Annotated in this window: 9 protein-coding genes and 1 pseudogene; 4 read left to right on the top strand and 6 right to left on the bottom strand. The window is 71.2% G+C overall.

Translation table 11 applies throughout. From position 1 onward, the window contains the following. Positions 1–205 precede the first annotated feature (205 nt). The 4 genes from OG736_RS15320 to OG736_RS15305 all read right to left on the bottom strand — a co-directional run bounded on the left by OG736_RS15320 (position 206) and on the right by OG736_RS15305 (position 5,520). Positions 206–3,220 carry an eCIS core domain-containing protein gene (locus OG736_RS15320; RefSeq protein ID WP_327182938.1) on the bottom strand — a complete coding sequence of 1,005 codons (3,015 nt, stop codon included), beginning with the start codon at positions 3,218–3,220 and terminating at the stop codon, positions 206–208. A 175-nt stretch (positions 3,221–3,395) separates the two neighbouring features. Beyond that, entirely contained in the window at positions 3,396–4,022 is a 627-nt protein-coding gene (locus OG736_RS15315; protein ID WP_327182937.1) for a class F sortase, read from the bottom strand. 152 nt (positions 4,023–4,174) lie between these two features. Next, positions 4,175–4,774: a GVDTG sorting domain-containing protein gene (locus tag OG736_RS15310; protein WP_327182936.1), complete on the bottom strand. Its 600-nt coding sequence runs from the start codon at positions 4,772–4,774 to the stop codon at positions 4,175–4,177. Positions 4,775–5,040: 266 nt separating this feature from the next. Beyond that, a complete protein-coding gene (locus OG736_RS15305) occupies positions 5,041–5,520 on the bottom strand; it encodes a gamma-glutamylcyclotransferase family protein (RefSeq protein ID WP_327182935.1) in 480 nt (159 codons plus the stop codon). A gap of 177 nt (positions 5,521–5,697) precedes the next feature. On the opposite strand from OG736_RS15305, the gene OG736_RS15300 reads away from it, so the two are divergent. Then, positions 5,698–7,344, top strand: coding sequence for a M4 family metallopeptidase (locus tag OG736_RS15300; RefSeq protein ID WP_327182934.1), 1,647 nt, complete (start codon positions 5,698–5,700; stop codon positions 7,342–7,344). 173 nt (positions 7,345–7,517) lie between these two features. Here the strand turns inward: OG736_RS15300 and OG736_RS15295 are convergent, their stop codons facing one another. Next, positions 7,518–7,871, bottom strand: a complete 354-nt coding sequence (locus OG736_RS15295; RefSeq protein WP_327182933.1) for a hypothetical protein — start codon at positions 7,869–7,871, stop codon at positions 7,518–7,520. Between the two features lie 337 nt (positions 7,872–8,208). Between OG736_RS15295 and OG736_RS15290 the strand changes: the two are divergent. From OG736_RS15290 to OG736_RS15280, 3 genes and pseudogenes are all read left to right on the top strand, one after another. Beyond that, a pseudogene (locus OG736_RS15290) lies at positions 8,209–8,565 on the top strand (ferritin-like domain-containing protein); the annotation flags it as partial. A 55-nt stretch (positions 8,566–8,620) separates the two neighbouring features. Then, the gene (locus OG736_RS15285) at positions 8,621–9,265 is read left to right on the top strand and encodes a hypothetical protein (protein WP_327182932.1); all 645 of its coding nucleotides are present in this window, start codon (positions 8,621–8,623) and stop codon (positions 9,263–9,265) included. Positions 9,266–9,351: 86 nt separating this feature from the next. Then, complete coding sequence (locus OG736_RS15280; protein WP_327182931.1) at positions 9,352–10,056, top strand: DUF6215 domain-containing protein; 705 nt, start codon at positions 9,352–9,354, stop codon at positions 10,054–10,056. Between the two features lie 94 nt (positions 10,057–10,150). Here OG736_RS15280 and OG736_RS15275 read toward each other — a convergent pair whose 3' ends face one another. Then, positions 10,151–12,334, bottom strand: a complete 2,184-nt coding sequence (locus OG736_RS15275) for a molybdopterin oxidoreductase family protein (RefSeq protein ID WP_327182930.1) — start codon at positions 12,332–12,334, stop codon at positions 10,151–10,153. Positions 12,335–12,393: the final 59 nt, after the last annotated feature.

Here is a 12,393-nt window from a genome sequence, read left to right as displayed (position 1 = left end):
TGTCGACGTTACCCGACCGCATCACCGTTGTTTCCCGCGAGGAACGCTGCCCTCAGCGGGGCCGGGGCGGGGGTGTGAGGGTTGCGCCCCGGACACCCCCGCCCGGCCACCTCCGCCTGGCCACGGCCACGCGCACCTCCGTTCCGGCACGGGTTGTCCCGGCCCCGTAGGGCCTGGGAGCCGCAGCGGTCGGGCGGTCGGGCCGTCAGGCCTCTGTCGCGTAGACGTGCTCGTACCAGTCGCTGCCGCCGTTCGCCGGATCGTGGCCCGGGTCCTGCAGCCACTCGCTCCTGTCCACCTTGAAACTCGCGCCCGGCATGAGCAGGACCTCCGCCTCGGTGCCCTGGTACTGGTGGAACGGGTCGATGTCACGGCCGTACTTCCCGGTGAGCGTCAGCTCCAGGAGGATCCGGTGCGTCTTCGTGCCGGACACCCGCTGGCCGCGCATGAAGCCCAGCCCCACGGACTTCTCCCGGCTGGTGCTGTCGAAGGAGGTCGTGAAGACGGAGCCGGGCCGGTAGTTCAGCGCGGCCTGCTTGCCGAGCCGGTAGATCGAATCGTCCCCGCCGAGATTCCAGTCGCCGCGGTAGACCTTGCCGGTGACGGGAGGCAGCCGGTTGAGCGCCTCCATCGTCATGTCGGCGTGTGCCTTGAGTTCCTCGAAGAGGACGGGGGCGAGTACGTCGATCCGCGCGTCGATGACGGCCATCGCCGCCTTCTTGGCCACCGGGTCCGTGCCCCGGGCGTTCGCGAGCTGCGGCTGGATCACCGGGTCCTCGTCGAGCGTGGGCACCCACTCCTGGCTGGGACCGTCGTTCTGGGCGGCCCAACGGAGCTGACTCTTGATCTGCTGGAGCGAGACGGCCTCGGCGCCGGCCGAGGCCACGCCGCCGGTGCCGTACGGCGCGTAGCCCTCGGGCAGCAGTCGGCTGCGCACCACCGAGTTGATCATCTGGTGGGCCCCGCCGGTGTACGCCATCAGCGCGGTCGCGTGGGCGGGCTTGAACTTCTCGGCGACGGCCTCGGTGGAGGCGCCCCCGTTGTCCGCCTTCCACTTGGCGATGCGCGGGGTGGGTGCGGTGTCGCCGCTCACGAAGGCGTTGTACTTGGCCGGCACCGTGCCGGCCGCGTTCTGGCCGGGCTCCATGAAGCCGCTCGCCTGGGGATCGGTGTCCCGTGGCTTGTTGGCCTCGGCGAAGTACATCGCCTCGTGCGGGAAATGACCGCCGACGCAGACGTTCTGCCGCAGCTCCTCCTCCGTGAAGGGCGCGATGTTCTGGTACATCAGCGCCGCGCCCTTGCCGGCCCGCGCCGCGGACTCGCCGGGCCCCTTCACCCCGGCCGCCCAGGAGCCGCGCAGGATCTCGTAGAGCGAGTGGTCCCAGGACGGCAGCATCCAGCCCATCACGGCCATCCGGTAGTCGAAGACGTCCACCCCGGACACCTTGATCCACTGGAAGGTCTTGAGCATCCGGGTCGTCGTGCCCGACATGCCCGCGACGACCGGGACGCCGCGGGCGGCGTTCTCCTTCGGCCAGGACTCGTTCTGCTGGATCTCCCAGTAGGCCGTGCCCTCGTTCCAGGGCAGCTTGTCGTCCGGGCCGGGCTTGCCGACGAAGGCCAGCTCGCGCGAGCTGAGCGGGGCACCCCGCTCCTCATAGTCGCGGGGGGTCTTGCGGTTGGCCTCCTTGTCGGCCTCGCTCCGTTCCTTCCGGGGCCCCTGGCTGTTGATCATTTCGCGGGTGTCGCCGGCGAAGGTCTCCGGGTCCGACTGCCACAGGAGGTTGCCCAGCGCGTACGGGTCCTTCTCGTAGTTGTAGCCCTTGCCCGCGAGGTTCGCCGCGGCCCACAGAGGCGGGCGGGACCAGCCGTTGAGGAACGCCGAGTGCTTCTTCAGCTCCTCCTGGTCCATACCGAGGGTGGACGCGAGCTGCGGCTTGGGCCCGATGATCCCGTTGAGGATGTCCTTGAGGGAGAGCTCCGCCCCCTTGTTGTAGTAGGCGGCGTTGTAGACGGCCGTGATCAGCTCGCGGACGTTGCCGTCGCGGGCGAAGAACTCGTTGATCTGGGCGGTGGTCAAACCCTCGCCCACCTGTCCGGCGCTCGTCTTGTCGTCCTTGAAGAACGACTTGTTGGCGAGAGCCACGTCCTTGTGCTCCGTGCGGGCGTAGGCGATGAGCAGCTGCTTGAGCCGGGACACGGTCTTACGGGCCGCGGCGAGCGCCCTCGGATGCCCGAAGGAGTACGCGCCCAGCCGCTTCTCGAACTCCTCGGCCGCGGCCTGCCAGCCGGTCTTCGCGTAGTACTGGGCGTGGTCGAAGGGCGCCTCGCCGTCGCCGAAGCGCTGTACGACGATCTCCCCGCCGGCGCGGGCGGGAGCGGCCGTCGTCCGCTGCACGGGCGTCTCCTCGGTGGGAGCGCCCGCCGTCCGCTGCACGGAAGCCGCCTGCGTGGGCGAGGGACCGGCCAGCACACGGCGGGCGTTCTCCTCCGCCGCGCGTTCGAAGCGGTCGGAGGGGTCCGAGACGCTGAGTCCGGAGCCGTTGTCGGTACCCGCGACCGGCCCCTGGCGCTGCTGGATGACGTGCGTCAGCTCATGGGCCAGGGTGTGCCGGTCCGCACCGCCGGCGCCGATGACGACATGGCTGCCGGAGGTGTAGGCGCGGGCCCCCACCTCGGCAGCCGAGCGCTGGGCGGTCGGCCCGGTGTGCAGCCGCACGTCGGAGAAGTCCGCGCCCAGCCGCGCCTCCATCTCCGTGCGGACCGCCCCGTCCAGCGGCTGCCCGGCGGCACGCAGCACGTCCGGCACGGACGATCGCTGCACGGGCGCGGAAGCCGCGGAGCCGTGGTGGCCGCAGGAGGGCCCGTGCGCGTGGCGCTGTACGGGAGTGGAGTCCGCGGAGTCGTGATGGCCGCAGGAGGGTCCGTGCGTGTGACGCTGGGCCTGCCGCTGCTGTTCCAGCGCCTGGACGACGGCGGCGTTGCCTGCCGTGCGCTGCAACGCCAGCAGCTGCCCGGCGGACGGCGCGCCACCGGACCCGACCGATCCGACCGGCCCGGCGAGTCCGACAGGGCCGAACAGCCCGACCGGTCCTGCGGGTCCGGAGGACACGGTCGGTCCGGAGGCCATGGCCGGACCGACGGCGTCCGTCGAGCGCGCGGCAGCGGGCGTGGCCCGGGCGGGACGAGCGGTGGTGTCCTGCTGGTCCTGTGAACGCATGTACCGATCATCGGCCATCTCGCCCCGGACGGTGGGGAGTTAACCAATCCGCGACAAGGCCGAAGCAATCGGTGGGGCGGATGGGCGGGAGACGGAGACAGCGGGGGCGGGAGCGGCGGGAGCCGAGGAAGTCGGAGGTGTCCCGGTCAGGCGCGCCAGGACGTGGGTTGAGCGTTCAGGCGTGCGAGGACGTGAGATGCGCGAAGACGACGACGTTCCCCTGATAGCCGGTCGACTTCGTATAGCCCCCGCCGCAGGTGATCACCCGCAGCTCCGGCCGGCTCGCCGCCCCGTACACCTTCTCGTCGGGGTAGTCGCGTGCCCGGTAGACCTCGACGGCGTCCACGGTGAACACCGCGACGCTTCCGTCCCGCCGGTCCACCTCGATGGCACTGCCCTTGCGCAGGGCGCCCAGGTCGTAGAAGACGGCGGGGCCGTCGGCGTTGTCGACATGGCCGGCGACGATCGCGGTGCCCGTCTCGCCGGGAGTGGTGCCGGCCTCGTACCAGCCGGCCAGGTTCTTCTTCTCGGCGGGCGGGACGTCGAGGCTGCCCGACGGGGTGAGCGCGAGGCCCGTCAGCGGGGCGTCCACATGGATCGCGGGGATGCGGACGCGGTCGGGCGGGGAGGGCGGCAGCGCCGGGGCGGACCGGCCCCGTACGTCCGGACCGGCCGAGTGGGCCTGGGCCGCGGACGGCTGCGGCGGAGCGTGTGTCTCGGCGCCGCTGCGCAGCAGCCACGCGCCGCCGCCGAGAGCGATCACGGTGACGGCCGCTATGGCGGTGTTGCCGACCCTGCGCATCCCAGGACCCTTCTGCGTGACTCTTCGCGCGGACGCTTTCCGTGGATTTCCTGGTCAGGGGAACCCCGTTCCCCCTCCGGGCCGCGAGGGGCGTCGGACCCGGAGGGGGAGGGGACATGCGGTACCGGCGGACGGACAGCGGAGGGTGTCCGTCAGATCCCGTCGCCTCTCGCCCGGCGATGCAGGAGCCAGGTACCGCCCGCGGCGGCGACGGCGAGGGCCGCCACACCGGCCGCGGTCTGTACGGGGTCGGGGCCCAGTGCGCCGCCGACCCCCGTCTTCACACTTCCTCGCGGATGCACCGGCTGCCGGTCGGAGGCCAGCACGACCACCAGGTCCCCGGTGACGCGCCGCCCGCCCGCGGCGCACTCCGCGACGATCTCGTACGTTCCCGGCTGCGCGCTCGGCGGCACCCGGAACCGTCCGATCGCCTCGCCCTCGTGCGCGCTGGGCGCCAGCGGGAAGCGACCGGCGCCCACCGCCCCGGCGTCGCCCGTCGCCGCTGCGCCGTTCCCGCACGCCGCCGTGCTCACCGAGACCTGCCCGCCCGGCACCACGGTGGAGGGGTACACCTCCAGACTTCCCGCACGGGTACCGGAACTGGAACCGGCACGGGCACTGGCACTGGCATCGGCGCCCGCGCCGGCGCCGTGAGCGGGTGCGGCGAACCCGGCCGTGGCGATGACGGTGAGCGCGGTACCGGTCAGCACATGCGCGGCACGACGTGCGGCACGACGGGCGGTGCGTCGCATCGGTGCTCCTTCGAGCTCTTCGAGTCTCCCTGCCCTTCCGAGGTAAGTCGCAGCGCGGCGAGCGCGCTTCCTGAGGGAGCGTCAGGAATGGGATGAATGGGTGTCAGATGTGCGCGCGGTCGGGTGGCCCGGGCGAGATTTCACCAGGTCACCGGCGTGCGAAGGGCCCGGCACGGAAAAGCGTTCACGGGGCGGGTGAACGGGTGACCGCCGCTGGTGGGTGGCCGCGCCGGTCCGGGTCGACGGCTGCCGCAGGGCCGGCGGGGTCACCGCCGGGTGAGCCAGTCCCCGCTCTCGATCAGCTTGCCCCGGGCCCGCAGACGGTCGGCGACGGCGGGCGCGGCGACGTACACCCAGGCGCGCACGACAGGAGCCCCGCTCCCAAGGACCGCTCCCTCCTCCCCCTCCTCATCCCCGTCCGTTGCCACCGTCACCGATGGCAGTGCCACCTCGCGCTCGACCCGTTCGTACAGGTTGCGCGGGTCGCCCGGCACGTACTCCTCCAGCCGGTCGAGTTCGGCGAGCAGTCGCGCGTATGCCCGGGGGAGGGGCGTGACGAGTTCGCCGGCCACCGTCCCGCCCGGCTCCTCCACCGCGTAGGGATAGCCGGGTCCCTGGTAGAGCACCGCCCCGGCCAGCCGGGCCGGTTCCTCGCGGAGGGTGCGACCGCGCAGGAGGAGGTCGTGGTTGACCTCGCCGGGGCGGAGGGTGCCGTAGACGAAGAAGGGGAGTTCCGGGGCGCTCACGGAAACGATTCTCTCCCCTCACCGCCCCCTCACCGGTCCATCGCGCATGCGCTATGGACATGACATGTCATGGCCTCTTAAATGCCAGGACGACATCAGCGCCACCTCCACAGGCCACCCACAGGCCACCCCCACACGCGCCCCCACGGCGCCTTCTCGAGGAGACCGAAGACACTGATGAGTCGGATACGGCAGCACGTCCGAGGTTCCCGTCTCGCCACCGCCGGTATCGCCGCCACCACGGCCACGCTCCTGGCCGCCGTACTCTCCCCGGTCGCCGACGCGGCGGACAGGCCGACCCGGGCGACGGCGCTCGACAACGCGGCGGCGGTACTCGCCGACTACGCGGCGACCCTCGGCCTCACCTCCGTACAGGGCACCTCCGTCCGTGACGTGGTCGTCGACAAGGACGGCACACAGCACGTCCGCTACGACCGCACGTACCGCCAACTCCCCGTACTGGGTGGTGACTTCGTCGTCCATCTGGCACCCGACGGCGCGTACCGCAGCGCGAACCGGGCGACGAGGGCGACGATCTCCCTGTCGAGCATCACCCCGAAGGTGTCCGCCCCGAAGGCCGCCGACGTCGCCGTGAACGCCCTGCGCGCGGCCAACCTCGGCGAGACGCTGAAGCAGGTGAAGGCCAAGCCTCAGCTGGTCGTCGACGCGCTGCACGGCGCTCCGAAGCTGGCCTGGCGGACCGACGTCGTCGCTCTGGACACGCTCGGCAACCCGGTCGCCCGCGCGGTGCTGACCGACGCGCGCACCGGCGCCCAGATCGACGCCTGGGACACCATCGAGACCGCCACGGGCGACGGCAAGTCCCTGTACGGCGGCACGGTCCCGCTGGAGACGACCCTCTCGGGATCGACGTACCAGCTCAAGGACCCGACCCGCGGCAACACGTACACCGGCGACGCGGCCAACAAGACCGACCTGTGCATCTTCGGCATCTGCATCAGCCGCGCCCCCGCGACCCTCTTCACGGACACCGACAACCACTGGGGCACCGGCGCCACGGCGGACCGCTCCACAGCCGCCGTCGACGCCCAGTACGGCACCGACGTGACCTGGGACTACTACAAGAACGTGCACGGCCGCAACGGCATCGGCAACGACGGCAAGGGCTCCTACAACCGCGTCCACTACGGCAACAGCTACAACAACGCCTTCTGGGACGACAGTTGCTTCTGCATGACCTACGGCGACGGTGACGGCACCCAGCTGGGCCCGCTGGTCGCCCTGGACGTGGCCGGCCACGAGATGTCCCACGGCGTGACCTCGAAGACGGCCAAGCTGACCTACTCGGGCGAGTCGGGCGGCCTGAACGAGGCGACCTCCGACATCTTCGGCAGCCTGGTCGAGTTCTACGCCGGGAACTCCTCCGACACCGGTGACTACCTCATCGGCGAGAAGATCGTCCGCTCCGGCTTCGGCCGGGACGCCCTGCGCTACATGGACAAGCCGAGCAAGGACGGCAACTCCGCCGACTACTGGAGCAGTTCGGTCGGCAACCTCGACGTCCACTACTCGTCAGGCGTCGCCAACCACTTCGCCTACCTCCTCGCGGAGGGCAGCGGCACGAAGACCGTCAACGGCGTCACCTACAACTCCCCGACGTACAACGGCTCGACGCTCACCGGCATCGGCCGCGACAAGCTCGGCGCGATCTGGTACCGCGCCCTGACCGTCTACATGACGTCCTCGACGAACTACGCGGCAGCCAGAACGGCCACCCTGAACGCGGCCCGCGACCTCTACGGCACCGGCACCACGGAGTACAACGCGGTGGCAGCAGCCTGGACCGCGGTCAACGTGAACTGACCTCGCCCCTCGTGCGCGACGTGGCCGCCCCGGTCCGGAGAACCTCGGGACCCGGGCGGCCATGGCGTGGCCACCACTCTCAGCCGTCGGTCACCGTGACGAGCGGCGGTCCGCAGGGAACGGGCAGGCCGGGGCCGTCGGGGCAGCCGACCCACAGGGGAGCGGGAACATCCCTACTCGTCGTCCTCGCAGGCTTCTTCGTCGAAGTATTCGTCGAAGGCCTTCTCGTACGCCGTACTGTAGGCGCCCTTGTACTTCGTGTAATCCTTCTTCGTGAACTGAGCCTGCTTCGCCTTGGGATTGTAGGACTTGCCGTGCTCGCAGTTCTTGCCGTCCTTCTTCCCGGCCTTCTTCCCGTCTGTCTTACCCTGTTCCTGCGGGGACTTGACTTTGAGGGACGATGAGGCGGACACCGCCGGCGCTTGGGCGGTGTCCGCTACCGCCTGAGTCATCAGCGCCGGCGAGAACGCCAATGCTCCGGCGACGAGCGGGCTAGCCACGATCGCGATGATTCGTTTCGTGTGCATAACTATCCTCATTTTCTTGAGACGGTACGCGCACACGCTGGTGCTTTGACCTGGCCATGACGCCTCCCGGGTGAGGGGGCGGGCGCGGGTGCGGTCCAGGGGCGGAATCAATACCGAGATGAACTGGGCACCATTTGGCCGGTGGATTCCAGCCTGCGGCGCCGACTTCCCTGTGCGCGGACTCGGACTGCTCCCACACTTGCGGCGCCTGTAATTCGACCGTAGCGAGTGGCGCTCATTGTGTCTATTTGTAGGCCGGATACATGTATTTGACGCCTCAATTGCCGCGAGAAGACGGCGCGGTGGCCGTGTCCCGGACAAGGGGGGCCGGGGGCGTATGGGCGACTTCGCCAAGTGGACAAGGCGGTTCGAGGACGAGCGTGAGCGCAGGCGCGCCCAGGGTGATCCGGACCGGGGGGAGAGCGCGACACTGCATCCGGCGGTGTGGGCCGGCATCCAGCGTTTCGAGGTCGGCGAGGACGGTGACGGCGCGAACCTCGTCGGCAAAGCGGACCGGGCCGGTGACGCCGACTACGCGCAGGCGGTCCGGCTCTTCATCGCCGAGGAGCAGAACCACGCGCGCCTGCTTGCCCGGCTGTCGGCCACGGGGGGAATGACGACGCTGACCGGACACTGGAGCGACGCGGTCTTCGTACGGCTGCGGCGTCTCATGGGCCTACGCATGGAAACGCTCAGGACGGCCGTCGTGGGAGCCCCGCACCTCGCGCCCAGGCGTCGACAATGCCTCCGTGGACGAAGAGACCGTGCGTGATCAGGCGGACTTGATCCCCCTCGTGCTTCAGCATCTTCACGCCCCGCTCGTCGGGACGTCGTACGTGCGCGGGGTGCTGCCCGCCCCCGGTGGCGTCGATGCCGTGCGGGTGGCCGTCGGGCCCTTGAGTGCGGTGAGTGCAGGTGAGTTGACGCTCTACGAGATTCCGCTCCTCGTCGGTGAGGACTGTGTCACCGCGTATGACGTCATCGGGATGCTGCGCACCCTGTGCGGGGAGGGCGGTCGGCCGGCCGGGGGCGGCACGGTGATGGGGATGCCGCTCGTCCCCGTGGACCCGGCGGTCGTGCCGCGGGCCGACGAGACGGCCGTCGATCGGGGGCTGCGGTTGGTGCGGACCCTGGTCCGGGCCACGTGCTTCGACGAGGACCACTCGACGGACCCCCTCCTGCACGGCTTTCTCTTCCTGGACCAGGACCGGGTGCGGCTGTACTTCCGGGCCGACGGCCTTCCGGGGGTGACCGCCGCCGACGTCAGGACGACCGGGGCGCTCACGGCGCTGATCTCGGCGCTCCCCTCGCTGGTTCGGGGGGAGACGGAGCAGATGGTGGCGGACGACGGGGATCCGCACTGCGCGCGGGTGCTCGATGTTGCTCACTGGTGAACTCGCTTCCCCGTGGCTGGATCACCCGTTACGCTCCCCCAGCGCGCATCCGGCGCGAGCAGGGGGTACCGGGGGTAATGGGGGACATGGCCGAGATGGTTGCCGCGCCCGAGAAGGGCCCGAACGCATGGGCTCAAGCCATCGCGGCGCTGGTGGTGGTCGGGGCGCTCGGGGGCGGGCTGTACATGATCCAGAAGAAGGACGCCGTGGCCGCCGACAAACCGGCGGTCTGCCGCTTCGACGACGAGGACGAGAAAGCCGCCGAGAAGGCGCACGCGGCGCACCGCATCTCCGGCACGCAGCTGTGCACCGCGCTGAACCGCACGGACCTGCCGGCGCTTCTCGGCACTCCGCAGGAGCACGCGCTGACGGCCTACGGCAGTGACGGCTCGGTCAAGATGGCGAGCGGTACCGAGATCCCCAGCCCCGAGGGGACCGTCCAACTGGACACGTACACCGTGAAGCTCTCGCGGTCCTACGACGACCTCCCGATCGCGGGGATGGAAGGCCTGCTGAGCGAAGCGGAGTCGAAGACGGTCCTGGGCCGTCCCGCGGTGCTCTACTCGAGCCAGACGATCGCCTTCAGCTTCGACCTCGGCGGCGGCAAGTCCGACACCGGCCCCGGTGGCATCGCCCGCGCGCTGGTCGTCGCCCCGGACACCAAGGACGGCGGCGGCTCCTACGAACTCGCCATCTGGCGCCAGGACAACGTGCGACCGGACGACGCTGCCCTGCTGAGCATCGCGCAGAAGGTCCTGCCCGCGATCCCGGGCTGGGCGGCGGCCGGCTGACGACGGTCGGCGGTCGGCTGACGACGGTCGGCGGTCGGCTGACGACGGTCGGCGGTCGGCTGACGACGGTCGGCGGTCGGCTGAAGGCGGCCGGTTACCCGGCGATCTCCACCCGCACCGCGCACACCTTGAACTCCGGCATGCGCGAGGTCGGGTCCAGCGCCGGGTTGGTCAGCGTGTTGGCGCGGCCCTCGCCCGGCCAGTGGAACGGCATGAAGACGGTGTCGGGGCGGATCCCGGTGGTGATCCGGGCCGGGGCCACCGCCCGTCCGCGTCGCGACACCACGGCCAGCGGGTCGCCCTCGGACGCTCCGAGCCGCGCCGCCAGCCGGGGGTGCAGTTCCACGAACGGGCCGGGCGCGGCGGCGTTCAGCTCGTCCACGCGGCGGGTCTGGGCGCCGGACTGGTACTGCGACACGACCCGCCCGGTGGTGAGCAGGACGGGGTAGTCGTCGTCCGGTTCCTCGGCGTTGGGCCGGTGCGAGACCGGCACGAAGCGCGCCCGTCCGTCCTCCGTGGCGAACTGGTCGAGAAAGAGCCGAGGCGTACCGACCGCCGTCCGCCGGTACACCTGCTCGCCTGCCTCGCCTGCCTCGCCTCCCTCGGCGCCCGCATCGCCCCCGGCTGGCGCACGATCCCCGGCCCCCGCTTGGCCCTCCGTCTCTGTCTCCGCCGGGCAGGGCCAGAACACCCCGGCGCCGCTCTCCTCCATCAGGCGCGCGTAGGTGATGCCGGAGTAGTCCGCGACGCCGCCCGCGCTGGCTCGGCGGAGTTCGTCGAAGACCTCCTCGGGGTCGGTCGGGAAGCCCTTCTCGACGCCCAGCCGTGCCGCCAGCTCGTGCAGGACCTCCAGGTCGCTCCGTACGCCCTCCGGGGCGGTGATCGCCTGGCGGCGCAGCAGGACCCGTCCCTCCAGGCTGGTCGTCGTCCCCGTCTCCTCCGCCCACTGGGTGACCGGCAGGACGACGTCCGCGAGGGCCGCCGTCTCTGACAGGACGACATCGCAGACGGCGAGGAACTCGAGGGACTTGATGCGCTCCTCGATGTGCGCGGCGTGCGGCGCCGAGACCACCGGGTTCGACCCCATCAGCAGCAGCGACCGGACGTCGGACCCCAGCGCGTCCAGCAACTCGTACGCGCTGCGACCGGGGCCGGGCAGCGAGTCCGGGTCGACGCCCCACACCGCGGCGACGTGCCGCCGGGCCGCCGGGTCGTCCAGCTTGCGGTAGCCCGGCAGCTGGTCGGCCTTCTGGCCGTGCTCGCGCCCGCCCTGCCCGTTGCCCTGCCCGGTCAGACAGCCGTAGCCGCTGAGCGGCCGCCCGGCCCGCCCCGTCGCGAGGCAGAGGTTGATCCACGCGCCGACCGTGTCGGTGCCCTTGGACTGCTGCTCGGGCCCGCGCGCGGTGAGCACCATCGCGGCCTCGGGTTCGCAGAACAGCCTTACGGTCTCCCGGAGTTGAGGAACGGACACCCCCGTGATCCGCTCCACGTACTCCGGCCAGTGCGCCATGGCGGCCGCCCGCGCGTCCTCCCAGCCGGTGGTCCGTTCCCGTACGTACTCCTCGTCGACCCGCCCCTCGGCGACGATCAGGTGCAGCAGACCCAGCGCCAGCGCGAGATCCGTTCCCGGCCGGGGCGCGAGGTGCAGGTCGGCCTGCTCGGCGGTCTTCGTGCGGCGCGGGTCGATCACGATCAGCGTGCCGCCGTTCTCCCGCAGCTCGTTGAAGAACCGCAGAGCGGGCGGCATGGTCTCCGCGAGGTTGGACCCGACCAGGATCACGCACCCCGTCCGCGGGATGTCCTCCAGCGGGAAGGGGAGTCCCCGGTCGAGCCCGAACGCCTTGACGCCGGCCGCCGCCGCGGACGACATGCAGAAGCGGCCGTTGTAGTCGATCTGCGAGGTACCGAGCACGACCCGCGCGAACTTGCCGAGCGTGTACGCCTTCTCGTTCGTCAGCCCGCCCCCGCCGAACACGCCGAGCGCGTCGGCCCCGTGCTCGGACCGCACCCTGGCGAACTCCCCGGCGATCCGGTCCAGCGCCTCCTCCCAGGTGGCCGGCACGAGCGAATCGCCGGAGCGCACCAACGGGGAGGTCAGCCGCACCCGGGAGGAGAGCACCGCCGGCGCCGTACGGCCCTTGCCGCACAGCGCGCCGCGGTTCACCGGGAAGTCCGGGCGCTCGACCACCTCGACGCCCCCCGTGGGCAGGGGCGACAGGGCCATCCCGCACTGCAGGGCGCAGTACGGGCAGTGGGTGGGCGTCGAAGTGGTCGGCATACGCTCCAGCGTGCTTCGGCCGTGTTACGCGCCGTGCGGTCTCCTGTTACGGCGGTGTG

The organism is Streptomyces sp. NBC_01334 (assembly GCF_035983595.1).
Taxonomy (GTDB): domain Bacteria; phylum Actinomycetota; class Actinomycetes; order Streptomycetales; family Streptomycetaceae; genus Streptomyces; species Streptomyces coriariae.
Note: the sequence above shows the minus strand (reverse complement) of the source record. Positions and strands in the feature narration are given on the sequence as shown.